Genomic DNA, 25,214 nt, shown 5'->3' with positions numbered 1-25,214 from the left:
GCCCGTATACGTGGCTAGGAAGCCTGCCGTCGGCTGTCCAGCCATACGCCAAGGCCCTGCGCATTGAGCTCGATATCCATGCCCAGGAGGTCGAGCAACTGGGCGTGGTCTCCCGGCCAGCCATGGGCGCGTGCACGAGTCTCGTAGAGTTCCGTCAGTGCCTGTTTCATCGCCTCGTGGCGTTGCGCTGCATCCGAGTGGGCCTGGTTCGCGGCTTGCGCGATATGCACCATGGCATCGATCTGTACATGCAGATCGGCAGCCAGTCGGGCGACGTCGCTGACGCGATCGTAGTGGGTGAGGTACATGGCCTCGGGTTGCAAGGCGAGCAGGCGCTTGATGGAGGCGTGCAACGCCTCGGGGTCGAACTGCACCGGCGATGTCGTAGGCAGGATAAAAGGGCCTTGAGCCGTGTCGAGCTCGCGATACGACAAGCCGAACGTGTCGCCGGTAAAACAGACATTCGCGCGCTCGTCGTACACGCACAGGTGATGACGCGCATGTCCCGGGGTATCCAGGCAGCGCAGCTCGCGGCCGTCCAATGCCACGACATGGCCATCGGGCGCCTCGACGACGCGCTCGGCGGGAACGGGCCGCAACTTGCCATAAGTCGCCGCCATCACGGTCTCGCCGTAGACCGCGCTTGCACCCGCCCAAAGCTGGCTGGGATCGATCATGTGACGTGCGCCGCGTGGATGCACCACGAGGTGGGCATTGGGCAAGCGCGCCATCAATTCGCCCGCGCCGCCGGCATGGTCCAGGTGCACGTGGGTGAGGATCAACCAGTCGACATCGGCAGGTGTGAGCTTGGCCGCGGCCAGTGCATCGAGCATGCGTGGCACCGCGTAGTTGGTTCCGCAATCGATAAACGCGGCGCGACCGTTTTGCACCACGAGATAGGCCGCATCGAAGCGCGGGCGTACAAAACCGGTATCAATGGTGTGAATGCCGTGGTTCATGACCAATCTCGTGTGGACGGATCATGCGAGGGTAGCAAGGCATGCGTGGACGATCACTCCCACCATGGTCGAGCGGCGGCAAGGCCAGTGCCTGCCGCCGCGCGTACGGCGATGCTCAGGGCGAGGCGTCGACCAGCACCAGCTCCGCATCTTCCAGCGCGGTAACGGTGAACTTCGGTTCGTCGCGGATGGCCACGCCGTCGCGTGCATCGAGCGTCACGCCGTTGACTTCCACCTTGCCCTTGGCCGGCACCAGATAGGCAAAGCGCTGCGGGCCCAACTCGTACGACGCCGTTTCACCGGCCTTCAGCGATGCGCCGAGCACGCGTGCATCGGTGCGCAAGGGCAGCGCATCGGTGTCTTCCTTGAAGCCGCTGGCCAGTGCCACGAAGCGGCCCGAACGATCGCCCACGGGGAACGGCTTGGTGCCCCAGGACGGCGGGTTGCCTTGCTGGTTCGGGATGATCCAGATCTGGAAGATGCGTGTGGTGCCCGGCTCCAGGTTGTACTCCGCATGCGTGATACCGGTGCCGGCGCTCATCACCTGCACATCGCCTGCCACCGTGCGGCCCTTGTTGCCAAGGTTGTCCTGGTGCGTGATCGCGCCTTCGCGCACATAGGTGATGATTTCCATGTCGCCATGGGGATGCGGCGGAAACCCGGTCTGCGGCGCGATGGTGTCGTCATTCCACACGCGCAGCGCGCCCCAGCCCATGCGGGAGGCATCGTGGTAATTGGCAAAGGAGAAGTGGTGCTTGGCATCGAGCCAACCGTGGTTGGCCCCGCCCAGAGCATCGAAAGGTCGACGTTCGATCATGTGGTACTCCCTTGAATGGACTGTGCCGAAATGGCCTGCCAGCTAAGATAGGACGATCGGCGAGCGACACCAGTCGTGACTTGACGAACGGACTGTTGCCAAAAGGCTCCTTGGGCGAGGTTATCCAGGTGCCGCGATGACACCGTGAATGGGCGGCTATCCCTAAGCCCTGGGCCCGGGTTCCCCGGTGTGTTTCGATGTGCCCGGTCTCCTGCCAATAAAAAAAGTCGGCCGAGACTCTTCACAAATGCCGCCGTTCTGTTACTATTTCTGACTCTGATGCGGGAATAGCTCAGTTGGTAGAGCACGACCTTGCCAAGGTCGGGGTCGCGAGTTCGAGTCTCGTTTCCCGCTCCAGTTTCAAGCAAACCTCGGACTCCCGGGGTTTTGTTTTTTAAGCGGGTTGTGATCTGATCCAGGTTACGATTCGTGCGCAATGGCCTGGTGGCAGAGTGGTCATGCAGCGGCCTGCAAAGCCGTGTACGCCGGTTCGATTCCGACCCAGGCCTCCATTGCGCACCAAGCATCAAACCCGCCTCCCGGCGGGTTTTTTGTGGCTGCCACTCCTTCGCCAACAGGCTCGGGAGCCGGGTAGGCGCATGTTAGGATGCAGGGCTTCCGCGACCCGCCCGGATGGCGAAACTGGTAGACGCAAGGGACTTAAAATCCCTCAACCGAAAGGTTATGCGGGTTCGATTCCCGCTCCGGGCACCATCGATGAAAAGCGTTGCGGACGGTCAGTGCATCCGGGGAGAGTCATGAGCGTCATCCGGTTTCTTGGTCCCTATGAAGACCGCGTCGCGGCCGAACTGGCCGAGGGCTATGTCGTGGGCACCTGCGTGGACGACTGCGCGATCGTTCACGGCGCCACCGTTGCCGGGGTCCTTCGACGCACCGGGGAGCAGCAGTGGTCGGATGAGAGTGGCAACACGCTGACCGTTCTTGTCGAGGATTTCGACCTCGATGCTGCCGGGCTCAGGAACTGGTCCACCGGCGTAGAGTAGCCGGAAGAAAACGGCGCCAATAAGTTCTTGTAGGGGAATGTCATAACGTTCCGTAGGCAGATCGGGTAATACGTTTTCCACCCATGCTTATCGCTTGCATAAAGCGAAATCGCAGCCTATGTTCAGGTGAATTAACCCAAGGAGGGCGCCTGGTGATCAAGGTGGTTTTGATCGACGATCACGAGCTGGTGCGTACAGGATTCAGGATGATCCTGCAGCAGCAGCCGGATATTCACATCAGTGGTGAAGCAGGCACGGCCGAGGACGGGCTGCGGCTCATCCGTTCGAAGACGCCCGATATCGCGCTGGTCGACGTGCACATGCCGGGCATGAGCGGCATCGAGCTGACGGAACGGGTGGCGCGTTCCAAGCTGCCGACGCACATCATCATCGTCACCGTGGTGGACGATGCCCGCTTCCCCAAGCGCCTGCTCGATGCGGGGGCGCTGGGCTATCTCACCAAGGGTTGCACCGCCGAGGAGCTGCTGGATGCAGTGCGCCAGGTCTCGACCGGCCGGCGCTACCTGGCGCCGGCGGTGGCGCAGCAATTGGCGCTGGCCACGCTCGATGGCGAGGGCTCGCCGTTCGATGCGCTTTCCAGCCGTGAGCTTGAAGTGGCCATGATGCTGGTGCGTGGCAAGGCGCTCACCATGATCGGCGAGCAGCTCAATCTCAGCCCCAAGACGGTTTCCACTTACAAGCAGCGGCTGATGGAAAAGTTGCAGGTGGATCACGTGATCAGCCTGGCGCACCTGATGACCATCCACGGGCTGCTTGATACGCATAACAACCAGGTGGGCAACTGACCCGGATTGCGGATAGCACATAAAAAAAGCCGGACGTGAGTCCGGCTTTTTTTATACCTGAAGGAGGCATGGCCATCAGCCGTGCGAGGCATCCTTCTTGGCGTCGTCGTTTTCGCCGGCGACAGGCTCGACCACGACCGATGGTGTCGCTACCGGTGCAGGCGGATGTCCTGCGTGGGCCAGCAGGTCGCCCTGCGTCGGCAGGACGGGGGCGGCCGGTTCCGGTGCCGCCACATGCTGATGCTCAGGCTGGACGCTTACCAGCTCGGCAGCCGTGGCCGCCAGCGGGGCGGCCGGTTCGACATGGGCCGAGGTTTCCAGGTGTTTCTGGAAATCGACGGTGGTGCTGGCAGTGACCGGAGCAGGTTCAACCACGGCGATGCGGGGGGGCGGCACTTCATGCGTGGTGCTGGCGGCGGCATCGGTGGTGAGCGAGGCCGGGATGGAAGCCTGCGGTTCGCTGGCTGCGATCGCATCGTGAACGACCACGGGTTCCACGGGTGCCTCGACCTTGACCACCTGGGCCTCGACTTCCGCTGCCAGGCCTTCCGGAATAGGGGGAAGGGTCGGCAGATTGAAAGAGGTCGGCGCCACAGCACTCAACACCTGCTCCGGTGCGTGCTCGGCGGGCTGTGCGCGTGGTGCGGCCACGGGTGCCTCGACCGATGTGATCGGCGCGGCCGGCGTCTCGTCGATGGCATGGGCGACAGCCGCTGCCGCACCGACGGTGGCGACCGCAGCAACGGCTGGCTTGGCGGCCGGAGCTGCAGGGGCGGCACCTTCATTGCGATCTTCGTCGTCCAGGTCGAAGTGCTCGTCCGCGCCTTCCGGCGACGGGCTGCCGCCCTGGGCGGTGTCTTCGTGACGGCGGCGGCGGCGGCCACCACGACGGCCGCGACGGCGGCGCGACTGGCTGCCTTCGGTTTCCGGCGTCGTGTTGGCGGCAATCTCGGGCGTTACAGCGGTCTCGACGACGGTTGGCGTGGCAATGACTTCCTTGGCGATGTCGGCCGTGGGGGCCACGACGACAGGGCGCTCGGCGGTCTGCGCGGCGGGCAGCGGCTGTTCTGCCGCAGGCTGCTGCTGCGGAGCAGGGGCGGGGCGCGGCTGGCGCGGTTCCTGGCGCTGCTGTGGCGTGCCCTGCTTGCGTTCGTTCTGCGGCTGGGCGCCTTCGGCCTTGGCCTGCTGCTGACGCGGCTCCTGCTTGGGACCCTGGGCCTGCTGCTGACGCTGCTGGGCCTGGTCGCCACCGCGCTGCTGGCGGTTGCCCTTGGCTTGCGGCTGACCCTTCTGACCCTGCTGGCCGGGCTCGCGACGCGGTTGCTGCGGCTGCTGACGATTGCCCGGCTGACCACCCTGGGCCGGACGGCCGCGCTCGTCGCGACGATTGCCGCGGGCCTGGGCTGGAGCCGGCTCGGGCTTGGCTGCGGGGGCCGGTGCGGCAGGGGCGGCGCCGCTACGGAACCAGCCGAGCAGGCGCGAGATCACGCCGCCGGTGGGCGCCGGAGCGGCGGCGGGCTGGCGAGCCGGCTTGGCCTGCGGTGCTGCCGGCGCGGGCGCATCGGGTACTTCTTCGCGGATGGGGGCGGGCGTGGCGGGCACGATGCCGCTGACGGCCGGCTGCTCGCTGCTACCCAGCGTCTGCCCCATCTTCGGTATGGCCGAGGCTTCGACGGCGGTAAGGCGCTCGTAGCTGGGCTTGCTGTGCTCGCCCATGTCCGCTTCGCGGATGCGCTGGATTTCGATGTGCGGCGTTTCGAGCTTGTCGTCCGCCACGATCACCACGTGCACTTTGTTGCGCAGTTCGATCTCGACCACGCTGGCACGCTTTTCGTTGAGCATGAAGTTGGCGACCGCCGGCGGCGCCTGCACCAGCACCTGGCCGGTGTTGTCCTTCATGGCGTGTTCTTCGATCAGTCGCAGCGTCGACAGCGACAGCGATTCCACGCCGCGGATATGGCCGTGGCCTTCGCAGCGCGGGCAGACGATCTGGGTGGCTTCGCCCAGGCTCGGGCGCAGGCGCTGGCGGGACATCTCCAGCAGGCCAAAGCGGCTGATGCGACCGATCTGCACGCGGGCGCGGTCCAGCTTCAGCGCGTCCTTGAGGCGCTCTTCCACCTCGCGCTGGTGCTTGGGACTGTCCATGTCGATGAAGTCGATCACGATCAGGCCGCCGGCGTCGCGGATGCGCAGCTGGCGGGCGATTTCCACCGCCGCTTCGCAGTTGGTGTTGAACGCCGTTTCCTCGATGTCGCTGCCCTTGGTGGCCTTCGACGAGTTGATGTCGATGGCGGTCAGCGCTTCGGTCTGGTCGATCACGATGGAGCCGCCGGACGGCAGGCGCACCTGGCGGTCAAATGCGCTCTCGATCTGCGTCTCGATCTGGTAGCGCGAGAACAGCGGGGTGTCGTCGCGGTACAGCTTGAGCTTGCGCAGCGCGGTCGGCATGACCTGCTGCACGAATTCGCGGGCGTCGTTGTACAGCGATTCCTCGTCGATGAGGATCTCGCCGATATCGTTGCGCAGGTAGTCGCGCAGGGCGCGGATGAACAGCTTCGATTCCTGGTAGATCAGGAACGGCGCCTTCTGGGAGCCGGCCGCGGTGGAGATGGATTTCCACAATTGCAGCAGGTAGTCCAGGTCCCACTGCAGCTCCTCGGCGTCGCGGCCCATGCCGGCGGTACGCACGATCAGGCCGACATCGTCGGGCACCGTGAGGTGTTCCAGGGCTTCCTTCAGGGCCTGGCGATCCTCGCCCTCGATCCGGCGCGAGACACCGCCGGCCTTCGGGTTGTTGGGCATCAGCACCATGTAGCGGCCGGCCAGGCTGATGAAGGTGGTGAGCGCCGCACCCTTGTTGCCGCGCTCTTCCTTCTCGACCTGCACGACCACTTCCTGGCCTTCCTTCAGAAGGTCGCGGATGTTGGACTTGTTGGGATCGAGGCCCGCCGTGAAGTACTCGCGGGCGATTTCCTTGAGGGGAAGAAAGCCGTGGCGTTCGGCGCCGTAGTCGACGAAGCAGGCTTCAAGGGAGGGTTCGACGCGAGTGATGCGGCCCTTGTAGATATTGGCCTTTTTTTGCTCGCGGGACGGGATTTCGATGTCGAGATCGTAAAGGGTCTGGCCATCGACGATGGCCACACGCAACTCTTCACGCTGAGTTGCGTTGATCAGCATACGTTTCATTGTAATTTTTCCTCGGCTTGCCGCGCGTCGCGTGCCCTGGTGGCGCCGGTTGTCGGCGGCCTGCCGGGGATCGCGCCGCAGCGGTTAAGCGGCAACATGACGGTACCGTTTCCGGTCCCGGGATGATTCGTGGCAATACGCCAGTCGCCCCGGAACCCCATGGAACCGGACAACGACCACCCGAACCGTTACGATGAAAGGGAGCAGCGACCGGCTGCCAGAGAAGGCGACCGGCGCTATCCTCGCCGACGTCACGGGCGGGCGCCCCGACTCCACTCCGAAACTTCGGCAGGGCGGGACGTAGCGCCCGCCGAGTATCCTATTTCGCCAGGTTTTTTTCAATGCAGACGGCAACTTCCCCAGACGCACCTCAAGGTGTGCGTCAAGTCGCGATTGGCCCCGAGCGGGACGGTCAGCGCATCGACAATGCGCTGATGACCCTGCTCAAGGGGGTGCCCAAGAGCATGATTTACCGCCTGCTGCGTACCGGCCAGGTAAGGGTGAACGGCAAGCGGGCCAAGCCCGATACCCGTCTCGCGGCCGGCGATACCTTGCGGATTCCGCCGGTGCGCACGGCCGAAAAGGCCGACGACCGGGCACCGGCGGCCGGCATGGTGACGGCGGTGGCCGATGCGATCATTTTCGAGGACAAGCACTTTCTGGCGATCGACAAGCCTGCCGGCATTGCCAGCCACGGCGGCAGCGGCATCAGCCACGGCGCCATCGAGTTGCTGCGGGCCGCCCGCCCGAACGAGCACCTGGAGCTGGTCCATCGCCTCGACCGCGATACCAGCGGCGTGCTGGTGTTCGCCAAGACCCGCGCCGGCCTGACCGGCCTGCAGGCGGCCATCCGCGAGGGCTCGGTGACCAAGCAGTACCTCTGCCTGATGGTCGGCCACCCCTCCAAGGCCAAGTTCAACGTCAATGCGCCGCTGCTCAAGTCGGTGCTCCAGGGCGGAGAACGCATGGTAAGAGTGTCCGATAACGGCAAGCCATCGCTCACTTTTTTCCAGGAGATGGAGCAGTATCCGGCGGCTCGCCTGATGCAGGCCACATTGGGTACCGGGCGCACGCACCAGATCCGCGTGCACGCCGCGCATATCGGTCACCCGCTGGCGGGCGACCCGAAATACGGCGACAAGGAGATGAACAAGCTGTTCAAGGAGCTGGGCCTGCAGCGGATGTTCCTGCATGCCTCGCACATGAGCTTCGAGCTGGATGATCGCGCCTACAGCTTCTCCGCGCCACTGCCAGATGACTTGAAGAGCTTCCTGGATGTACTTGCTGTAAAAGGAAAAAAGATTCGACGCCTGCAGGAATATCTACTGGAAAAAGCGCGCACTGACCTCAAGTGAGCGCAGCAGGTGGCCGGTCAGCCCGCTCTCGACCAGCAGCGCGCTGGCCGCGTGGGCCAGGGCAATCGGCACCAGTCGGGGCGAACGCAGGAAGCGCCACGCCCACCATAGTTCGGCCGCCAGGCACAGCTGCATCAACGATCCGTTGGGGGTATGCAGCAACCCGAATAGCCCGGCGGTGATCAGCACGATCACCGGCTGTGGCAGCCGCGTATGCTGTAGCCGCCCCATTACCACGGCCAGCATCGCCCACTGCTGCAGCAGAGCCCAGGCCAGATAGGCCAGTATGTGGCCGGTGTCGAGTCGAACCAGGCGGTGGCCGTCGGCCAGGGTCAGGGCGGCGGCGACCGGCAGCGGCACCAGTGGCCACAGCCAGTCGGCCCAGCTTCGCCCCCACCAGGACCAGGCGACCGGCCGTCGTCGCCATTCGCCCTGGCCGGCATAGACGAGCGCGGCGATGAAGGCGATGACGCCGGGAATAGAAACGTGAGGCCCCCAACGCAGACCGGCGATCAGCCATAGCGGGCCGGCGGCGATGGCGGCCACCTCGATCCAGGGATGGCTGACTTCGCGGGTCTGCCGCCAGGCAAGCCACAGCAAGCAGGCCAGGTAGATGCCGCAGACCGCCCCGTCCAGCCAGGCTGGCATGGCGTCGGTGCGGATCGCGGATAGCGGCTGCCCCCAGGGCACGATCAGGGCGGCCGGCCAATGCTGGCGCACCCGGTCGCGCAGGGACAGCATGGACTCGGCCGAGGCATCGGCCGGCAGGCGTACCAGTGGCGTGCCAGGCGGGGCGGCGACGGTGGCCAGCGTGTCGGCGACGCTGTGCGTGGCCGGCAGCCGGATGTCGGCGGCATCGGCATCGATAGCGGCCGGTGGCGAAGGCGGCTGGCTGGCGACAAGGGTGGCCTGTGCGAGATGCAGCGTGGCGTGCGCCGGCAGTTGCGGGCGCAGGCGCAACATATAAGTGACGACGTCCGGGGGCTGGCAGCCCGCTCCTTGGGCGGAGTGCCAATTCAGCGCACGCAGATCGATCAAGAGTTCGGTCACACCCGGGGAGATCCGCCGCGCATCGGTGGCGACGCAGGCGTCGCTGGATTCGTCCGCCTGGTAACTCAGGCCCAGCAGGCCATCGGTGCTGCTTTGCAGTTGCAGGCGGAGCAGGGGCCAGTGACGAAGATCCACCGGTCCGGTTAGCGGCAGGCCCAGTTCGAACGGGGAGCCATCACGGCTGGTGAAGCGCAGGCCACTGCCGTCGCGGGCGACATCGGCCTGACCAAAAACGCGGCCCGCCACCAGATCGCTGGGATAGCGCAGGGACCATTGCCACAGCGGCTGGCCTTCGCGCAGGGTTGCCCATTGATGGCGGGCATCGCGCAGCAGCTGACCGCGGGTGATCCAGGCCGACAGGGCCGCCATCGCCCAGAACAGCACGGCCGCCGCGAGCAAAAAGCCCACGGCGGTGGCGATGCGGCGGATGGCGTGCGGCGTGCTCAACGCTCGAGCAAGGCCTCGACACGCGCAGCGCAGATGAAGTCATTGAGCGAGAGCCCGCCGACGTCGTGGGTCGACCATAGCACCTGGCAATGACCGTAGCCGGCTTCCAGGTCCGGATGATGGTCTTCTTGGTTGGCCATGAAGCCCACCGCATTGATAAAGCCGAGCGTATGGTGGAAGTCGTGGAACGTGAAGTCCTTGATGATGGCCTTGCCGTCATGGCTGACCTGCCAGCCCGGCAGCGACCCGAGCAGCTCGGTGACCTTGGACGCATCCAGCGCGTGTTCCTTGCCCTTGCGCGGCGTGCAGTGCTGACTGGCGAGTTGGCTGAGGCTCATGGCGAAGGATTCCGTGCTGAAGAGAAAGGTGCGAAGCGTCGAAGCTTGGCGCGCAAAAGTCAAAAGCAAGCAGCGAAGACGAAACAGGACTAAAATGGTGCTGTATTCCCGGCCTGGCCGGGGTTTAGTTGGAGTAGACATGATTGATATTTCAGAGCGCGCACAGCGGCATTTCCTGCGGCTGCTGTCCCAGCAAGGCATTGACGGGCTGGGCATCCGTTTGCGCGTGACCGCCCCGGGCACCCCCGCGGCCAATTGCGAACTGGAGTTCGTGGAGCCGGATGAACTGACCGGCCAGGAATGGACCATCGTTTGCGACGGCTTTGAATTCCACGTCGAAGGCGACAGCGCCCGCTGGCTGGAAGATGCCACCATCGATTTCGAGACGAACGCTACGGGTGGCCAGCTCAATATTCGTGCACCGCGCATCAAGGGCGAGATCCCGGGGCAGGAAGCCGGCCTGATCGAACGGGTGCGCTACGTGCTGGAGGCGGAGGTCAATCCCAAGATCGCCTCGCATGGCGGGCGCGTGAGCCTGCTGGAAGTGGACGCCAACGGCGTGGTGCTGCTGCAGTTCGGTGGCGGCTGCCATGGCTGCGGCATGGTCGACGTCACCTTGAAGAACGGCGTGGAGAAGACGCTGCGTGAGCGCGTGCCCGAGATCACCGAGGTGCGCGATGCCACCGATCACAGCGGCGGCAGCAATCCGTACTACAAGAAGCACGAAGGGCAGTCGGCGCTAGGTTAGGCGGCTCGGCCCTCGGTCAAAAAGAAGGCCCGCTTCAAGCGCGCCTTCTTGCTCATGCCGGAACAGCGAAGGCGATTACTTGTCGCCCTGGATGTGGCCTTGCAGGGTATCGAGCTTGGTCGGCAGGCTCGAGAAGTAGGCGGCGACATCCTGGATGTCCTGGTCGGACAGTGTGGCGACGAAGCCCTTCATGATCGCGTTGTCGCGCTGGCCGGTCTTGTATTCGTGCAAGGCCTGCTGGATGTACTCGTTGTACTGGCCGGCCAGGCGCGGGTACTGCGGATCGACCGCATTGCCGTCGGTGCCGTGGCAGGCGAAGCAGGTGGCGGCCTTTTGCTTGCCGTTCTCGATGTTGCCGGCGGCCAGCAGCTGGGTGGAAGCGAACGCCAGCACGGCGCCGAATGAAAGCAGGGTGAGCGCACGTTTCATGCGTTAGAGGTCCTTGGCTTACTTGGCGAGGCTGGAGAGATAGGCGGCGATATCGTCGATGTCCTTGTCGGACAGACTCTGCGCCTGCGCGGTCATCGTCGGGTGGCTGCGCTCGCCGCTCTTGTACTCGTGCAAGGCATTGACGATGTACTGCTCGTTCTGGCCTGCGATGCGCGGCACCGGATAGTTCGGGTACGCATTGGCATAGCCCGGTACGCCGTGGCAGCCATTGCAGGTGTAGATCAACTTGCGTCCGGCACTCTTGTCGCCCTCGGCATGCACACTGGCAGTGGCGAGAAGAGCTGCGGCCACGGTCAGGCCAAGCAGTTGCAGTCGAGTCATCAAGTTTGTCCCCACGATTCCGGCTGGTACATGGTGAATAGTCTCAAAAGTATAGTGGTTGCATTCACAAACGGACAACATGTCGCAAGCCACTGATCTGCATCGGTAAGCGGGTTCACGATGGTCGCTAGATGCACTCGGATGCGCGGCTTGGCCGTGCCGGATACAAACGAAAGGGAGAGGGTATGTCGAAGGGGAATCATGGGTGGCCGCGCGGCCGTAGCAGATGGCGCGGGCTTGCCTTGCCGCTGCTGGTACTGGGCATGTTCGGGAGCGGCACACCGGCTTTCGCGGCCGATGCCTCGGCGCACTATCGCATCGTCGGATACGTGGCCGATGCCAAGCCCCTGCCGACGGTGAGCGCGAACAAGCTCGACGTCGTCAATTACGCCTTCGCGCGACTCGAGCCCAAGGGCGATGTGGTTTTGCCCAGTCCCACGGCGGATCAAACGTTGGCCGCCTTGGTGGGCCTGCGCAAGAGCAACCCGAACCTGAAAGTGGTGGTGTCCATCGGTGGCTGGGGCGCGGATTATTTTTCCGACGTGGCGCTGACCGATGCCACCCGCCAGCGCATGGCCGACAGCGCCGCCGCGTTGATCGACAAATACGATGTCGACGGCGTCGATCTCGATTGGGAATACCCCACGCTGCCGGGTGCCGGCATCAGCCACCGGCCGGAAGACCGGCGCAATTTCAGCCTGCTGCTGGAAACCCTGCGTGCGCGGCTGGACCAGTTCGGTGCCGCCCATGGCGGTCGCCATTACCTGTTGACCATTGCCGCAGCCGATGGCGAGTTCGTGCAGGGCATCGAGCTGGAGCGGGTGGGGCGCTCGCTCGACTGGATCAACCTGATGACCTACGACTTCCACAACAGCCTCACGCCCACCACGGGCCATCACGCGGGACTGCACCTGTCGACGCTTGCCCCAGGAGATGACCGTGCGGGCGACAAGGCCGTCGCGCAATTCCTGGCGGCGGGCGTGCCGGCGAAGAAGCTCAATCTCGGTGTCGCGTTCTATGGGCGTGCCTTCACCGGCGTCGATCCGCAGCACGATGGCTTGCAACAGAAGTACGCCAAGTACGAGGGCTCGCCGTCATGGAGCGAACTGGTCGCCAACGACATCGACAAGAACGGCTATGTGCGGCACTGGGATGCACGGGCGCAGGCGCCGTATTTGTGGAATGCCGCCACCCACACCTTCATCACCTATGAAGATCCCCAGTCACTGCGCGCCAAGGCGGCCTTCGTCAAGGCGAAGGGCCTGGGTGGAGTGATGTATTGGGAGCACAGCCTGGACCGCAACGAGGAACTGCTGGACGTGCTCGATCAGTCGTTGCGGGCGCACTGAAAGCCGCTTGCCATCGCCCTGGTGAAAGCCGGGGCGATGGCCGTGTCTTCAGAACAGGCTCTTGAAGATATGAATGCCGGCGGTGTACTCGCCGATGATGGTGCCGAAGCTGACCAGGAAGAAGTTGAGCAGCGTGCGCGCCACGCGGTTCTTCCACCAGCCGCTCCAGTGGCCGATGTCGTCGCGTAGCGTCTCGAAGTCGGCCACGCGCGGACGGCGCACCCACGCCTCGACCATGGCGCTGATGCCGCCGGAAGGAATGCCGGGGCGGAAGGGCTTGATGGGCGCAGCGATAAACGCGGCCAGGATGCTGAGCGGATGCGCGCCGGCGATGATGGCGCCCAGCGCCGAGAAGCAGCCGGTGTAGAGAATCCAGTCACGCAAGGCGGCCGTGCCCAGCGAGGTATCGCGATGGAAGGCGAAGCCGATGGCGACAAACACGGCCAGCACCAGGCCGAGGGCCAGCCATTTGGGCCAGCGCGCCTTGGGTGGCAGCGCGGCCAGCTCGGCCGCCTCGACGGATGGATCGCGCTGCTGGGTGCGCAGCAGTTCGCACAGGCCCTTGAGGTGGCCGGCGCCGATCACTACCAGCACGCGGCGGCCTTCGCCAAAGCCGGCCCGGGTGGCTTGTTCGCGCAGGCGCGCGGCCATGTAGGCATCGCGTTCGCCGATCAGGCTGCGGTAGAGCGGCGCCGAGTTGGTGGCGAATTCGCTGAAGGCGCTCTCCAGCATGTCGCCTTGCTTGAGCTTTTCGATTTCCGATTCTTCGATCGCCTGACGTTCGAACACGCTGGCAATGAGGCCGCCGAGCAGGCCGAAGCGTTGCCAGAAGCCCACGCTGTGCCAGGCGCGCCGCAAGGTGGTGCCGACTTCGCGGTCCACCAGCCAGGTGGGCAGCGCGCGCTGGTCGGCGCCATCCATCGCCGCCTTCATCTCGGCGCCGGGCTGGATGCCGTATTGCTCGGCCAGTCGTTTCTGGAACGAGGACAGCACCAGGCTGGCCGCTACCATGCCGGCCTTGCCCTGGCGGATCACCTGGAACAGGTCCATCTGCTTGAACGCATCCGGATCGCGCATGCCCTGCGCGCGGCTGTCGCACAATTCCACCGCGACGGCATCGAAAGTCTCATGCGCCAGCAGCGCCTCCACCGCCTCCACGCTGGCGCGTGAGACGTGGGCCGTGCCCAGCACGACGTATTCCACGCCGTCCCGCGTCACGCGTTCAATGGGCTGGTCGCGCAGCACGGGGGGCAGGGAATCGGCGATATCGGGCAGGCTCATGCGTGGCGTCGGTCTGGCGGAGTAAATCACTGCATGGGGATGGCAGGGGCGCAGCACAAGCCGCGTCGCCGACCGCGGGGCGAAGCGTCAGGCCTCAGTCGCGGAAGCGCTTGAGCAGGTCGCCATAGGCATCGATGCGGCGGTCACGCAGGAACGGCCAGATGCGGCGCACGTGTTCGCTGCGCGCCATGTCGACATCCACCACCAGCAGTTCGCGCTGGTCGGTGCCGGCCTGGGCCAGGAATTCACCCTGCGGCCCGGCCACGAAGCTGGTGCCCCAGAACCGGATACCGTTGCCCACGCCGGCGGCGTCGGCTTCATAGCCGGTGCGGTTGCACGACAGCAGCGGCAGGCCGTTGGCCACGGCATGGCCGCGCTGCACGGTGATCCAGGCCTCGCGCTGGCGGTCTTTCTCGGCCTGGTCGTCCTGCGGGTCCCAGCCGATGGCGGTGGGATAAAGCAGCAGCTCGGCACCGGCCAGCGCCATCAGGCGCGCGGCCTCCGGGTACCACTGGTCCCAGCACACCAGTACGCCCAAGCGACCCACCGAGGTGTCGATGGGATCGAAGCCGAGGTCGCCCGGGGTGAAGTAGAACTTCTCATAGAACGCCGGATCGTCGGGGATGTGCATCTTGCGGTACTTGCCGGCGATCGCCGCGGAGCGGTCGAACACCACCGCGGTGTTGTGATACAGGCCGGTGGCGCGCTTTTCGAACAGCGAGGCGACGATCACCAGCTTCAGCTCTTCGGCCAGCTTGCCGATGCGCGCGGTGCTATAGCCGGGGATGGTCTCGGCCAGCTCGAACTCGTCCACCGACTCGCGCTGGCAGAAATACGGGCCGTTGTGCAGCTCCTGCAGCAGTACCAGCTCCGCGCCCTTGGCGGCAGCCTCGCGCAGGCCGGCTTCGATGGCATCGAGGTTGGCGTCGCGGCTGCCGCGATCGGTTTCCTGCAGCAGGGCGACTTTGAGGGTCTTGCGGGTCATCGGCGTGTTCTCTGATGGCGGCTGCCGGCGAAGGCAGGACGCGAAGTCTAGCGGATGCTCTATGAAGAGGACCTTGGCGGTCCGAGTCCGTCAGCCCCGCTTTCGCGGGAATGACGGGCAGGCACTTATTCAGACTTTCCTTAGACGATGCCTGCCGGCAACTGCATGGTGATGCAGTGCAGGCTGCCGTTCTGCCAGATCAGCGGGCGGCAGGGCACCTGCACGATTTCGCGGCCCGGGTGCGCCTCGCCGATGATGCGTGCGGCTTCGTCGTCGGCCATGTCGCCATAGGCCGGCACCAGCACGGCGCCGTTGACGATCAGGTAATTGGCGTAGGAGGCGGCCAGGCGGCGCCCCTCGTCGATGATCGGGCGTGCCCACGGCAGCGGATAGAGCTGGTAGGGGCGGCCATCCGGCGTGCGCAGCGCGGCCAGTTCTTCGCCCATGCGGGTGAGTTCCTCATGGTGCGCATCGCTGGCATCGTCACAGGCCTGGTACACGATGCGGTCGCCCGGGGCGAAGCGGGCCAGCGTGTCGATGTGCGCGTCGGTGTCGTCGCCTTCGAGGTAGCCGTAGTCCAGCCACAGCACGCGCTTGGCATGCAGGCTGTCGGCGAGGATCTTGCTCATGTCCGCGCGCGATTGCTCGGGATGACGCTGGACCAGGCAGCGCCAGGTGGTCAGCACGGTACCGGCGCCGTCGCTCTCGATGCCGCCGCCTTCCAGGGCCCAGTCGATGCGCTGGTGCGCGGCCTTGCCGAACACGCCCTCATGGACCAGCCCGGCGACCAGCGCATCATCCTGCTCGGCGCCGAATTTGCCGCCCCAGCCGGTGAAGCGGAAATCGGTGAGCTGGAAGGCGCCGTCGTCGGCCTTGAGCGTGATGGGGCCCGAATCGCGCAGCCAGGTGTCGTCATAGGGAAGTTCGACGAAGCGGATCTTGGACAGGTCCACCCCTTCGCCGGTCAGCAGGGCCTGCACGCGAAGACGCAGCTCGTTGCTGGCCACCACGATAATCAGTGGCTGGAAGCGGGTGACCGCGGCGGCCAGCGCCACGTAGGTGGTTTCCACCTCGGCCAGGCGCGCGGCCCAGTCGGTGCCGGCGTGCGGCCAGGCGATCAGTACGGCCGATTGCGGCTCCCATTCCGCGGGCAGGCGCAGGCTATGGTCGGTCATCGTAGGCAGTTCTCTTGCATCGGGGAAAGCGGCCCGTCGCCAGTGGCGTGCCGCGTGGGATGCGAAGTGTAAACGATGCGGCGTCAGGGAGCCGGAAACGCCAGCGCGGCCCGTGTCGCCACGGGCCGCGCTGGCGGATGGCGCTGGATCAGTTGGCCGAGCCCGGGTTGGTGTTGTTGCCCGCCGGCGTATTGAGCACGGCGTGGATCACGTGGCTGTTCTCGAAGTACACGATGAAGTTCGAGTAATCCCAGCGGTTGATCACCGGATGCTTGGCGCTGTCGCCGCCGCGAGGCGCCAACTTGCGCTGCGGTGCGCCGTACTTCTTTTCGACCTGGTCCATGCTCAGGCCGCGGGCGGGCAGGTCCATGCCCTTTTCCTGCTGCACGCGGTTGATGAGCACGTCTTCCGCGCGCGCCATGGCGGGCGCGGAGGCCCCGGCCAGCAGCGCGATCATGGACAGGCCGATACTGAACTTGCTGATGCTGTACTTGTTCACGGGTCCCCTCTCCGCACAAGGCGTTACCCCGCCGTTTTAGCAGAAGCCCACCGGCTATTCCACGAGCACCTGCGGGCAATGCGATCGGGTGGGCATTCGCTCCCGGTATGATGGGCGGCTGCGGGCGACAGCATGCCCGGTCCGGATAAGCTTTCCTTCATGATTTCCTTTCGTCATTTCGCCCTACGTCGCGGTAGCCGGTTGCTGCTTTCCGATATCGACCTGGTCATCCAGAGCGGCTGGCGGCTCGGTGTGGTCGGGCGCAACGGTTGCGGCAAGTCCAGCCTGTTCGCCGCGCTGCAGGGGCAGGTCGATCCCGATGCGGGCGACCTGGATATGCCCGCCCGGCTGCGCATGGCCTCGGTGGCGCAGGAGACCCCCGCGCTGCCCGACCCGGCCATCGAATACGTGATGGGGGGTGACGAAGAACTGGCCGCCGTGTTGCGCGACGAACTCGACGCCCAGGCGCGCGGTGACACCGAGGCGATGGCCCGGGCCCATCACCGCATCGAGGAGTTGAACGGCTACGATGCCCGCGCCCGCGCCGGACGCCTGCTGCACGGCCTGGGCTTTGCCGCCGAAACGCACGAGACGCCGGTGAAGGCTTTCTCCGGTGGCTGGCGTGTGCGCCTGAACCTGGCCCGCGCGCTGATGTCGCCGTCCGAACTGTTGCTGCTCGACGAGCCCACCAACCATCTCGACCTCGATGCCGTGCTGTGGCTGGAAGAATGGCTGCGCCGCTACCAGGGCACGCTGCTGGTGATCTCGCATGACCGCGAGTTCCTCGATGGCGTCATCACCCACACGCTGCACCTCAATGAGGGGGGCGGCAAGCTGTATACCGGCAACTACAGCGCCTTCGAGCGCCTGCGCGCCGAGCAGCTGCGCCAGCAGCAGATCGCGCACGAGCGCGAGCAGGCCGAGCGTGCGCACCTGCAATCGTTCGTGGATCGCTTCAAGGCCAAGGCGAGCAAGGCCAAGCAGGCACAGTCGCGCGTGAAGCGACTGGAGAAACTGGCCGGCACCGAGGCCGTGCGCGCGGAACGGCCGTTCCGTTTTCAGTTCGCGGTGCCCGAGCGTTTGCCCGACTCCATGATCCAGCTGGAGGAGATTACGGCCGGTTACCCGGGTGAGCATGGCGCGCCGCCAGCCACCATCCTGCAGGACGTGCGGTTTCGCCTTGAGGCCGGCGAGCGCATCGGCCTGCTCGGTCCCAATGGCGCGGGTAAATCCACCCTGGTGAAGACGCTGGTGGGCGAACTCGATCCGCTCGGCGGCGAGCGCAAGGCACACAAGGACCTCAAGATCGGCTACTTCGCCCAGCACACGGTGGAGAGCCTGCGTGAAGGCGCTTCGCCATTCGATCATCTGCAGGACAAGGCGCCCGGCGTGGGCGCGCAGGCGATCCGCGATTTCCTGGGCACCTGGAATTTCGCCGGCGACCGCGCATTCGAATCCATCGACGGATTCTCCGGTGGCGAGCGCGCGCGCCTGGCGCTGGCGCTGATCGCCTGGGACAAGCCCAACCTGCTGCTGCTCGACGAGCCCACCAACCATCTCGATCTGGACATGCGCGAGGCGCTGGCCGATGCACTGGCCGAGTTCGATGGCGCGCTGGTGCTGGTATCGCATGACCGCCACTTGCTGGGCCTGGTCTGCGACAGCTTCTGGCGCGTGGCCGACGGCGTGGTCGAAGGCTTCGATGGCGACCTGGACGATTACGCACGCTGGCTGCGCAGCCGTGGCGCCACCAACAAAAAGAACAAGAAGGCGGCCGAGGTGAAGCCGGTCGTGGTGGTCGAGTCGCCCGAGGAGCGTCGCCAGCGTGCGGCCGCCCAGCGCGAGAACGAAAAGGCCACGCGTCAGCGCGTCAAGAAGATCGAGACGCGAGTGGCCACCATCGAAGGCGAGCTGACCGAACTGGAAGGCAAGCTGGCCGATCCGGCTACCTACAATGGCCCCACCGCCGAGATGATGCGCCTGGGGCAGCGCCAGACCGAGCTGCGCCGTGAGAAGGAAGCCCTCGAAGTGGAGTGGCTTGAACTGTACGAACAACTCGAAGCGTGAGGCAGTCGATGAGTGCGTCGCCGGATTCACTGGAGCTGTGGCTGCCTGACCTGGCGCGTTTCGATCCCGCGCATCCATTGCGCGCCTTGTTGCACAAGGCCGATCGGCTGGCGCCGGGCGCCAGGGGGTATCTCGCCGGGCTGGCCGAGCGTTTCGTGGTCCATGGCGGTTTGCCTGCCGCGGCACTGACGCGCGAGTTGATGGCTGGCGATGCCGCTGACGCCAGTTGGTTGTGCGCCGATCCCGCCTGGGTGCAGCCCGATCTCAACGGCGCGCGCCTGCTCGCTTGCGGACAGATGCAGCTGGGCATGGAGGAAGCGCAGGCATTGGCGCGGCCGCTGAAGCCCGTATTCGGCGATGCCGGCATGATCCTGGAAGTGTCCTCGCCCGACCACTGGCATGTGCGCCTGCCCAGCGGCGCGCCGATACCTTCGTTCGCGTCGCCCGAGCAGGCCTTGGGCGAGGACTTGTTCGAGCACTTGCCGCAGGGCGCGGATGGCCGCCGCTGGCGCGTGCTGCTCAACGAGGTGCAGGTGTTGCTGCATCAGCACCCGCTCAATGCCGAACGCCGTACACGTGGCGTGCCGCCGATCAACAGCCTGTGGTTGTGGGGCGGTGGCGCCTTGCCGAACATCGTGCGCACCTCGCTGCAGGGCGTGATCGGCGATGACGTGCTGTTGGGCGCGTTGGCCAGACATGCGGGCATCGCCACGGTCCCGCGCACGGCCGCCGCCATCGAGACGGCGCCGCCGGGATGGCTGATCGACCTGCAGGATCTGCCCGTCGACGACATCGCCACCCTTTGGTGGCCCAGCGTGCAGGCCTTGGCGCAGAAGCAACCGTTGCAGCTGAGTTTTGCCAGCGGCGAGCGTTGGGTGATCCGCCCCTGGCATCGGCTGCGTTTCTGGCGTGGAGGCGGCAAGTGAGGCCATTGCGCCTGCGTCGCCGCGTGCCGCAAGGCGAGCCGAACGGCTGGAGCGCAAGCGTCCATCCGGTACTGCAGCAGATCTACGCCGCGCGTGGCGTGCTGAGCCCTGCACAAGTCGAATATCGCCTGGCGCGATTGCTGGCGCCGCAACAGCTGGGCGGCCTCGATCAGGCGGTGGCGTTGCTGGTCGAGGCCATCGGCAACGACTGGTCCATCCTGATCGCGGGCGATTACGACTGCGACGGCGCCACCGGTACCGCCGTGGCCGTGCGCGGATTGCGCATGCTGGGCGCGCGGCAGGTCAGTTACGCAGTGCCGAATCGTTTTATCCATGGCTATGGCCTCAGCCCCGCGCTGGTCGATTCGCTGCAGCCCAAGCCGCAGCTGATCGTCACCGTGGACAACGGCGTGGCGAGCATCGCGGGCGTGGCGGCGGCGCAGGCGCAGGGCATGCGCGTGATCGTCACCGATCACCATCTGCCCGGCGAGCAGTTGCCCGCCGCTGATGCCATGGTCAACCCCAACCTGGAAGGCGACAACTTTCCCAGCAAGGCGTTGGCTGGCGTTGGCGTGATGTTCTACCTGCTGCTGGCCTTGCGTGCCGCGCTGCGCGAGCGGGGCGCTTTTGCGACGAGCAGTGAGCCCGACCTTTCGGTGCTGCTCGACCTGGTGGCGGTGGGCACCGTGGCCGACCTGGTGCCGCTGGATTTCAACAATCGCGTGCTGGTCGAGGCGGGCTTGAAGCGTTTGCGCGCGGGCCGTGGCTGCCCGGGCGTGGTGGCGCTGGTGGAAGCGAGCAAGCGGGATCTGGCCACGCTGGGCGCCAGCGATCTGGGCTACGCCATTGGCCCGCGCTTGAACGCGGCCGGTCGCCTGGAAGACATGCGCATCGGCGTCGAATGCCTGCTGACCGATGATGTGGCACAGGCGCGTCACTATGCCGAGCTGCTCAGCTCGATCAACCAGGAACGCCGCGAACTGCAGGAGGCCATGGTCGCCGAGGCGGAAATCATGGTGGCCCGCGCGGCCGATACCGATGCGGTGGGCGTGGCGTTGTTCGAGCCGAGCTGGCATGCCGGCGTGGTGGGACTGGTGGCGTCCAAGCTGAAGGAGCGCCTGCATCGCCCGGTGATTGCCTTCGCGCCCGCCAGTGACGACATGCAGGACGAGCTGCGCGGCTCGGCGCGTTCCATCGCGGGTTTCCATGTGCGCGACGCGCTGGCGATGATCGATGCACGTCATCCTGGCCTGATCCTGCGCTTCGGCGGGCACGCCATGGCGGCGGGCCTCAGCCTCAAGACCGACGACTACCCGCGTTTCGCCGCCGCCTTCGACACCATCGCCCGTGAGTGGCTCGACGAGGATCAGCTGCAGGCGGTGCAGCTGACCGATGGCGAATTGCCGCCGGGCGCCGCCACGCTGGAACTCGCACGCCAGCTGCGCGCGGCAGGCCCGTGGGGGCAGGCGTTTCCCGAGCCGGTGTTCGACAACCTGTTCGAATGCGCGAGCTGGCGCGTGATGGGGCAGCGCCATCTGCGTTTGAGCCTGCGTGATCCGCGCGATGGCTCGGTGCATGACGCGGTGATGTTCAATGCCTACACCGGCACGCCGCCGCCGTCCGCGTTCCGTGCCGTCTACGAACTGGTGATCAACGACTGGCAGGGGCGGGAGAGTGCGCGCCTGCTGCTAAGGCATATCGACGCGTCGTAACGCGTCCGGTCAGATCGGGTGAGCAAGCGACGTGTGCTGCGCACCGCACGGGTCAGGTGTCTACGGCGGGCAAGGCCTCATGCAGGCTTTGGCGCAGGGTATCGAAGCCCTCCCAGGGCGAGCTGCGTAAACCGGCCAATCGGCGGCGGGCGGTGCGAATGGTGAAGTCCTGCGCACCCTGGCACTTGCCCAGCTCGGTCCAGCGCAGCGGCATGGCCACCGTGGCACCGGTGCGTGCACGTAGCGAATAGGACGCCACGCTGGTGGCGCCTCGACTGTTGCGCAAATAGTCGATGAAAATTTTTCCCTCGCGTTCGCTTCGCGAGGCGTGGGCGACGAAGGCATGCGGTTGTGCCTCCTCCAGCCGATGGGCGAAGCCCTGGGCAAAGCGCTTGGCAACGTCCCAGCCGCAGGACGAGTGGAGCGGCACCACGACATGCAGTCCCTTGCCGCCGGTGGTGCGCACGAAGCTTTGCAGCGCCAGCTCGGCGAGCCGGCTCTTCACCAGGCGCGCCGCTTCCACCACCTCGCTCCAGCCCAGGCCGGGCGCCGGGTCCAGGTCGAACACCAGGTAGTCCGCCTCATCCAGGCTGTCGGCGCGGGCCGCCCACGGGTGGAATTCGATCGCGCCGAATTGCACCAGTTCGATGATCGAAGCAGCGCTGCGTGGGCAGATGTAGTCGTCCAGTTCGCCGCTTTCCTCACGCAGCCTGACGTGTTCGGTGTGCTGCAGGCCGCGGATGGGATGCTTCTGGAAAAATCCCTTCTCGCCGATGCCTTCGGGATAGCGCAACACGGAGGTCGGCCGCTGGCTGACGCCGGCCAGAAACCAGTCCATGACGGCGGCATAGTAGTCGGCGATATCCTGCTTGGTGATGTCGTCGTCGGGATAGACGACGCGCTCGGGATGGGTGATGACGATGCCGTCGATGCGGTGCTCTTTCATGATGGGGCATGCCTGTGCGGATCATTGGAATCATCGAAAGTCGCGCACCCGTCAACGTGGCCGCAACGCCAGCAGCGCATGCAGGCGCTCCTGCATGGAGGCCTGCGTGGCGCCCCTGAGCTGCGTCATCCTGCGTTCGGTTTCGCGAATCTGCAGCTCGCCGGCGGTATGCCTGCGCAGTTGCCCGCGCAGCAGTTCGTTCTCTTGTTCCAGCAGACGGTACAGGTGCAGCAGCTCGTCGAACGCCTGGATTAGGTGTATCCGCGGGTCTTCCATTTCGTGAGACATGGGGCATGGCTCCGTCGTGGGGTGCGTCGAAACTGCGGGCCATGCGGTTAATCCCGGGTGATACGCCGATGTTGAGCGGGCGCCGTGATTCAGATTTTGCGGCGGCGCTGTTCAGGGAAAGCGACGGGGCGTGCATCTGGCGTGAAACAGATGTTGCGCCATGTAGATGGCTTGTATGCGCCGGGTGGCTAGGCAAGGTCGCCGGACCCTTTGGTCGGAACCCGTCATGCGTCTGTCGTTCCGCTGCTTCCCGCCCGCCTTGCTGGCGCTCCGCGTGTTGCCGTTGCAGGCGGCCACGCGGCTGGTCAACGCGCATGTCCACGCCATGGATCCCGCGCCGCGTATCGACGGCCATGCAGCCTGGGTGAATTCGGCCGCGATGCGGCTTGCCACCCAACTACTCGATGGCGACTGGCAGCCGGACAGTGGCTACATCATGCGCGTCGGCCAGCGTGCGAGTGCCGTGCTGGCGGATGGTGCGATGGGGCTGGTCGCCAACGCCATTCCACCGCTCACCCATGAGCAGACGCGGGAGGCCCACAAGGCGGCGTTTGCCGAAGCCGTGTCAGCCGTATTCACGGGTGTGCACGATCCCGGTGTCAGCCTCGATGACTTCCTCAAGCCCGGCATGCGCGCGGACTTCGTGATACTCGAAGGCGACCTGACGACTGTGCCGCCACGCTAGATCGCCGAACTCAAGCCGCTGAGCACCTGGACGGCAAGGCGGTTTATCGCGCTGAACACACCAACGCCGCGCATTAATGCGCGGCGTTGGTCTTGCTGCCTCTGCCCTGCGTAGAGGGGGGCGAGCTTAAGCCGCCTTTCGGGCCACCACGCCGATCGTCGCGTGGGCGGACTTCAGCGATTCCGCCTTGTTGTCCTCGCTGATCGCCACGCCTTCGGCGCGCACGAACTCGATGTCCGTCACGCCGAGGAAGCCGAACAGGGCGCGCAGGTAGGTTTCCTGGAAGTCCATCGGCGCGGCGGCGCTGCCTTCGCTGTAGATGCCGCCACGGGTCGAGGCAATGATCACGCGCTTGCCAGCGGCGAGGCCTTCCGGGCCATTGGCGGTGTAGCGGAACGACTTGCCGGCCACGGTGATGCGGTCGATCCAGGCCTTGAGCTGGCTGGGGATCGAGAAGTTGTACATCGGGGCGCCAATCACCACCACGTCGGCGGCCAGGAATTCCTCGAGCATCTGGTTGCCCAGCACGGCGGCCGGGTCGCTTGCATCGGCCACCGGGGTCCAGTGCGGTAGCGGCTTAGCTACCAGATCGTGGTAGATGACTTCAGTTTCAGGCGTGTTGCGTACCAGTTCGGCTACGATGGCCGCGGTCAGCCCGCGCGAGACAGAGTGGCTACCCAGGGCGCTGGCGTCGATGTGCAGCAGTTTCATGGTATTTCCTCAAGTGACGGACCGGATCGACCGGCGACTTGGCCAAGGTACGCGTCGGACAATGGGCTGATAAGCCGGGTAAACTCGAACGTATTGTTCCCTCAAGGAAACGGCGATGACGGTGTTGGACGGCGCCCTGCAGGATCTCAACGACCTGTATTTCTTCGCGGCCGTGGTGGAACACGGCGGTTTTTCCTCGGCCGGCAGGGCCCTGGGCATCCCTAAGTCCCGCTTGAGCAAGCGCATCGCCCAATTGGAGGAGCGCCTGGGCGTAAGGCTGTTGCAGCGGACCACGCGCCGCTTCGTGGTCACCGAGGTCGGCGAGCGCTTCTACGGGCACTGCCGCGCCGTGCTGGAAGAGGCGAGGGCAGCCCAGGACGCAGTGGATGAGCTGCGCTCCGAGCCGCGCGGGGTGGTGCGCGTGAGTTGTCCCGTCTCGCTGGTGCAGTCGGTGCTGAGGCATGTGCTGCCTGATTTCCTGGCGCAGCATCCCAAGATGCAGGTGCGCCTGCAGGCCACCGACCGGCGCGTCGATGTGATTGGCGAAGGCTTCGACGTGGCCATTCGCGTGCGCAGCAAGCTCGATACCGATGCCACCCTGGTCATGCGCACCTTCGGCCAGTCGCGGGTACTGCCCGTGGCCAGCCCCGACCTGCTCAAGCGCTACGGCCACCCCAAGCTGCCTGCCGACCTGTCCGGCCTGCCGGCCCTGACCATGAACGAGCACGAGGGTGCGCAGAGCTGGGAGTTGCTCGATGCGCAAGGCGAAAAAGTGCTGGTCGATATCCAGCCGCGCCTGATCTGCGGCGATTTCGCCGCGCTGCTGGAATGCGCCAAGCGCGGCATCGGCGTCACCCTGCTGCCTGAATTCGTGTGCGGGCCGGCGGTAGCGCGCGGCGAGCTGGAGGTGGTGCTGCCCGAGTGGAGCGTGCCCCAGGGCACCATGCACTTCGTCTATCCCAGCCGGCGTGGCCTGTTGCCCGGCGTGCGCGCATTCGTCGACTTCCTGGCCGAGACCCTGCCCGATGCCGTGCGCCAGAAACACGCGGAGTGCAGCAAGTACGTCTAACCGCAGCGTGCCGCAAGGCTCATGCTAGCATTCACGTTTA

Annotated in this window: 24 protein-coding genes and 3 tRNA genes; 13 read left to right on the top strand and 14 right to left on the bottom strand. The window is 65.7% G+C overall.

What is annotated here, in order from left to right; all coding sequences use genetic code 11:
• Window positions 1–14: 14 nt before the first annotated feature.
• Window positions 15–959, bottom strand: a complete 945-nt coding sequence (locus MJ606_RS17785) for an MBL fold metallo-hydrolase (RefSeq protein ID WP_243050893.1) — start codon at window positions 957–959, stop codon at window positions 15–17.
• Window positions 960–1,074: 115 nt separating this feature from the next.
• Entirely contained in the window at window positions 1,075–1,776 is a 702-nt protein-coding gene (locus MJ606_RS17780) for a pirin family protein (RefSeq protein WP_243050892.1), read from the bottom strand.
• Between the two features lie 281 nt (window positions 1,777–2,057).
• Here MJ606_RS17780 and MJ606_RS17775 point away from each other — a divergent pair.
• The 5 genes from MJ606_RS17775 (at window position 2,058) to MJ606_RS17755 (ending at window position 3,586) form a co-directional block, all read left to right on the top strand.
• A tRNA-Gly gene (locus MJ606_RS17775) sits at window positions 2,058–2,133 on the top strand.
• A gap of 81 nt (window positions 2,134–2,214) precedes the next feature.
• A tRNA-Cys gene (locus MJ606_RS17770) sits at window positions 2,215–2,288 on the top strand.
• A 115-nt stretch (window positions 2,289–2,403) separates the two neighbouring features.
• A tRNA-Leu gene (locus MJ606_RS17765) sits at window positions 2,404–2,490 on the top strand.
• A gap of 44 nt (window positions 2,491–2,534) precedes the next feature.
• Window positions 2,535–2,780: a hypothetical protein gene (locus MJ606_RS17760; RefSeq protein WP_243050891.1), complete on the top strand. Its 246-nt coding sequence runs from the start codon at window positions 2,535–2,537 to the stop codon at window positions 2,778–2,780.
• 152 nt (window positions 2,781–2,932) lie between these two features.
• Window positions 2,933–3,586: a response regulator gene (locus tag MJ606_RS17755; RefSeq protein WP_243050890.1), complete on the top strand. Its 654-nt coding sequence runs from the start codon at window positions 2,933–2,935 to the stop codon at window positions 3,584–3,586.
• 75 nt (window positions 3,587–3,661) lie between these two features.
• Here MJ606_RS17755 and MJ606_RS17750 read toward each other — a convergent pair whose 3' ends face one another.
• Complete coding sequence (locus MJ606_RS17750) at window positions 3,662–6,772, bottom strand: Rne/Rng family ribonuclease (RefSeq protein WP_243050889.1); 3,111 nt, start codon at window positions 6,770–6,772, stop codon at window positions 3,662–3,664.
• Window positions 6,773–7,113: 341 nt separating this feature from the next.
• Here MJ606_RS17750 and MJ606_RS17745 point away from each other — a divergent pair, with 341 nt between their 5' ends.
• The gene (locus MJ606_RS17745) at window positions 7,114–8,127 is read left to right on the top strand and encodes an RluA family pseudouridine synthase (protein ID WP_279236967.1); all 1,014 of its coding nucleotides are present in this window, start codon (window positions 7,114–7,116) and stop codon (window positions 8,125–8,127) included.
• Here MJ606_RS17745 and MJ606_RS17740 read toward each other — a convergent pair.
• Both MJ606_RS17740 and MJ606_RS17735 read right to left on the bottom strand, forming a co-directional pair.
• Entirely contained in the window at window positions 8,095–9,624 is a 1,530-nt protein-coding gene (locus tag MJ606_RS17740; protein ID WP_243050888.1) for a CPBP family glutamic-type intramembrane protease, read from the bottom strand. The genes MJ606_RS17745 and MJ606_RS17740 overlap by 33 nt on opposite strands.
• On the bottom strand, window positions 9,621–9,962 hold the full coding sequence (locus MJ606_RS17735) for a 4a-hydroxytetrahydrobiopterin dehydratase (RefSeq protein ID WP_243050887.1): 342 nt from the start codon (window positions 9,960–9,962) through the stop codon (window positions 9,621–9,623). The genes MJ606_RS17740 and MJ606_RS17735 overlap by 4 nt, the downstream gene beginning before the upstream one ends.
• Before the next feature lie 139 nt (window positions 9,963–10,101).
• Between MJ606_RS17735 and MJ606_RS17730 the strand changes: the two genes are divergently transcribed.
• Window positions 10,102–10,710, top strand: a complete 609-nt coding sequence (locus MJ606_RS17730; protein ID WP_243050886.1) for an NfuA family Fe-S biogenesis protein — start codon at window positions 10,102–10,104, stop codon at window positions 10,708–10,710.
• Window positions 10,711–10,785: 75 nt separating this feature from the next.
• On the opposite strand, the gene MJ606_RS17725 is transcribed toward MJ606_RS17730, so the two are convergent.
• Together MJ606_RS17725 and MJ606_RS17720 are read right to left on the bottom strand one after the other, a co-directional pair.
• Window positions 10,786–11,139, bottom strand: coding sequence for a cytochrome c (locus MJ606_RS17725; protein WP_243050885.1), 354 nt, complete (start codon window positions 11,137–11,139; stop codon window positions 10,786–10,788).
• Window positions 11,140–11,157: 18 nt separating this feature from the next.
• Window positions 11,158–11,481 (bottom strand): cytochrome c, encoded by a 324-nt coding sequence (locus MJ606_RS17720; protein ID WP_243050884.1) that lies wholly within the window; start codon window positions 11,479–11,481, stop codon window positions 11,158–11,160.
• Window positions 11,482–11,723: 242 nt separating this feature from the next.
• On the opposite strand from MJ606_RS17720, the gene MJ606_RS17715 reads away from it, so the two are divergent.
• Window positions 11,724–12,830: a glycoside hydrolase family 18 protein gene (locus MJ606_RS17715; RefSeq protein ID WP_243050883.1), complete on the top strand. Its 1,107-nt coding sequence runs from the start codon at window positions 11,724–11,726 to the stop codon at window positions 12,828–12,830.
• Between the two features lie 48 nt (window positions 12,831–12,878).
• On the opposite strand, the gene MJ606_RS17710 is transcribed toward MJ606_RS17715, so the two are convergent.
• The 4 genes from MJ606_RS17710 to MJ606_RS17695 form a co-directional block, all read right to left on the bottom strand.
• On the bottom strand, window positions 12,879–14,111 hold the full coding sequence (locus MJ606_RS17710) for a TraB/GumN family protein (RefSeq protein ID WP_243050882.1): 1,233 nt from the start codon (window positions 14,109–14,111) through the stop codon (window positions 12,879–12,881).
• 94 nt (window positions 14,112–14,205) lie between these two features.
• On the bottom strand, window positions 14,206–15,096 hold the full coding sequence (locus MJ606_RS17705) for a carbon-nitrogen hydrolase (protein WP_243050881.1): 891 nt from the start codon (window positions 15,094–15,096) through the stop codon (window positions 14,206–14,208).
• Window positions 15,097–15,236: 140 nt separating this feature from the next.
• A complete protein-coding gene (locus MJ606_RS17700) occupies window positions 15,237–16,271 on the bottom strand; it encodes an agmatine deiminase family protein (RefSeq protein WP_243050880.1) in 1,035 nt (344 codons plus the stop codon).
• 148 nt (window positions 16,272–16,419) lie between these two features.
• Window positions 16,420–16,755: a hypothetical protein gene (locus MJ606_RS17695; protein WP_243050930.1), complete on the bottom strand. Its 336-nt coding sequence runs from the start codon at window positions 16,753–16,755 to the stop codon at window positions 16,420–16,422.
• 174 nt (window positions 16,756–16,929) lie between these two features.
• Between MJ606_RS17695 and MJ606_RS17690 the strand changes: the two genes are divergently transcribed.
• Genes MJ606_RS17690 through recJ form a run of 3 tightly spaced genes read left to right on the top strand, consistent with a single transcriptional unit; the run spans window position 16,930 to window position 21,475 of the window.
• Complete coding sequence (locus tag MJ606_RS17690) at window positions 16,930–18,837, top strand: ATP-binding cassette domain-containing protein (protein WP_243050879.1); 1,908 nt, start codon at window positions 16,930–16,932, stop codon at window positions 18,835–18,837.
• Between the two features lie 8 nt (window positions 18,838–18,845).
• The gene (locus MJ606_RS17685) at window positions 18,846–19,763 is read left to right on the top strand and encodes a phosphoglycerate mutase (RefSeq protein WP_243050878.1); all 918 of its coding nucleotides are present in this window, start codon (window positions 18,846–18,848) and stop codon (window positions 19,761–19,763) included.
• Window positions 19,760–21,475 (top strand): single-stranded-DNA-specific exonuclease RecJ, encoded by a 1,716-nt coding sequence (gene recJ, locus MJ606_RS17680; protein ID WP_243050877.1) that lies wholly within the window; start codon window positions 19,760–19,762, stop codon window positions 21,473–21,475. Before MJ606_RS17685 ends, recJ begins: the two co-directional genes overlap by 4 nt.
• Window positions 21,476–21,527: 52 nt before the next feature.
• On the opposite strand, the gene ligD is transcribed toward recJ, so the two are convergent.
• Together ligD and MJ606_RS17670 are read right to left on the bottom strand one after the other, a co-directional pair.
• A complete protein-coding gene (gene ligD / locus MJ606_RS17675) occupies window positions 21,528–22,421 on the bottom strand; it encodes a non-homologous end-joining DNA ligase (RefSeq protein ID WP_243050876.1) in 894 nt (297 codons plus the stop codon).
• Window positions 22,422–22,472: 51 nt separating this feature from the next.
• The gene (locus MJ606_RS17670) at window positions 22,473–22,709 is read right to left on the bottom strand and encodes a hypothetical protein (RefSeq protein WP_243050875.1); all 237 of its coding nucleotides are present in this window, start codon (window positions 22,707–22,709) and stop codon (window positions 22,473–22,475) included.
• 226 nt (window positions 22,710–22,935) lie between these two features.
• Between MJ606_RS17670 and MJ606_RS17665 the strand changes: the two genes are divergently transcribed.
• Window positions 22,936–23,394 carry a hypothetical protein gene (locus MJ606_RS17665; RefSeq protein WP_243050874.1) on the top strand — a complete coding sequence of 153 codons (459 nt, stop codon included), beginning with the start codon at window positions 22,936–22,938 and terminating at the stop codon, window positions 23,392–23,394.
• A gap of 126 nt (window positions 23,395–23,520) precedes the next feature.
• Here MJ606_RS17665 and MJ606_RS17660 read toward each other — a convergent pair whose 3' ends face one another.
• Window positions 23,521–24,105, bottom strand: coding sequence for an FMN-dependent NADH-azoreductase (locus tag MJ606_RS17660; protein WP_243050873.1), 585 nt, complete (start codon window positions 24,103–24,105; stop codon window positions 23,521–23,523).
• Between the two features lie 115 nt (window positions 24,106–24,220).
• Between MJ606_RS17660 and MJ606_RS17655 the strand changes: the two genes are divergently transcribed.
• Window positions 24,221–25,174 (top strand): LysR substrate-binding domain-containing protein, encoded by a 954-nt coding sequence (locus MJ606_RS17655; protein ID WP_243050872.1) that lies wholly within the window; start codon window positions 24,221–24,223, stop codon window positions 25,172–25,174.
• Window positions 25,175–25,214: the final 40 nt, after the last annotated feature.

The sequence above is a fragment of the Dyella sp. RRB7 genome (assembly GCF_022761115.1).
In the GTDB taxonomy this organism is placed as follows: Bacteria; Pseudomonadota; Gammaproteobacteria; order Xanthomonadales; family Rhodanobacteraceae; genus Dyella.
Note: the sequence above shows the minus strand (reverse complement) of the source record. Positions and strands in the feature narration are given on the sequence as shown.

Excerpts from the sequence above, each read along its gene's own strand:
- MJ606_RS17730 (WP_243050886.1), top strand. The coding sequence starts at position 10,102 with ATGATTGATATTTCAGAGCGCGCACAGCGGCATTTCCTGCGGCTGCTG.
- MJ606_RS17735 (WP_243050887.1), bottom strand. The coding sequence starts at position 9,962 with ATGAGCCTCAGCCAACTCGCCAGTCAGCACTGCACGCCGCGCAAGGGC.
- MJ606_RS17725 (WP_243050885.1), bottom strand. The coding sequence starts at position 11,139 with ATGAAACGTGCGCTCACCCTGCTTTCATTCGGCGCCGTGCTGGCGTTC.
- MJ606_RS17780 (WP_243050892.1), bottom strand. The coding sequence starts at position 1,776 with ATGATCGAACGTCGACCTTTCGATGCTCTGGGCGGGGCCAACCACGGT.
- MJ606_RS17705 (WP_243050881.1), bottom strand. The coding sequence starts at position 15,096 with ATGACCCGCAAGACCCTCAAAGTCGCCCTGCTGCAGGAAACCGATCGC.
- ligD (WP_243050876.1), bottom strand. The coding sequence starts at position 22,421 with ATGAAAGAGCACCGCATCGACGGCATCGTCATCACCCATCCCGAGCGC.
- MJ606_RS17710 (WP_243050882.1), bottom strand. The coding sequence starts at position 14,111 with ATGAGCCTGCCCGATATCGCCGATTCCCTGCCCCCCGTGCTGCGCGAC.
- MJ606_RS17700 (WP_243050880.1), bottom strand. The coding sequence starts at position 16,271 with ATGACCGACCATAGCCTGCGCCTGCCCGCGGAATGGGAGCCGCAATCG.
- MJ606_RS17745 (WP_279236967.1), top strand. The coding sequence starts at position 7,114 with ATGCAGACGGCAACTTCCCCAGACGCACCTCAAGGTGTGCGTCAAGTC.
- MJ606_RS17720 (WP_243050884.1), bottom strand. The coding sequence starts at position 11,481 with ATGACTCGACTGCAACTGCTTGGCCTGACCGTGGCCGCAGCTCTTCTC.
- MJ606_RS17750 (WP_243050889.1), bottom strand. The coding sequence starts at position 6,772 with ATGAAACGTATGCTGATCAACGCAACTCAGCGTGAAGAGTTGCGTGTG.
- MJ606_RS17760 (WP_243050891.1), top strand. The coding sequence starts at position 2,535 with ATGAGCGTCATCCGGTTTCTTGGTCCCTATGAAGACCGCGTCGCGGCC.
- MJ606_RS17660 (WP_243050873.1), bottom strand. The coding sequence starts at position 24,105 with ATGAAACTGCTGCACATCGACGCCAGCGCCCTGGGTAGCCACTCTGTC.
- MJ606_RS17785 (WP_243050893.1), bottom strand. The coding sequence starts at position 959 with ATGAACCACGGCATTCACACCATTGATACCGGTTTTGTACGCCCGCGC.
- MJ606_RS17670 (WP_243050875.1), bottom strand. The coding sequence starts at position 22,709 with ATGTCTCACGAAATGGAAGACCCGCGGATACACCTAATCCAGGCGTTC.
- MJ606_RS17690 (WP_243050879.1), top strand. The coding sequence starts at position 16,930 with ATGATTTCCTTTCGTCATTTCGCCCTACGTCGCGGTAGCCGGTTGCTG.
- MJ606_RS17665 (WP_243050874.1), top strand. The coding sequence starts at position 22,936 with ATGCGTCTGTCGTTCCGCTGCTTCCCGCCCGCCTTGCTGGCGCTCCGC.
- MJ606_RS17685 (WP_243050878.1), top strand. The coding sequence starts at position 18,846 with ATGAGTGCGTCGCCGGATTCACTGGAGCTGTGGCTGCCTGACCTGGCG.
- MJ606_RS17655 (WP_243050872.1), top strand. The coding sequence starts at position 24,221 with ATGACGGTGTTGGACGGCGCCCTGCAGGATCTCAACGACCTGTATTTC.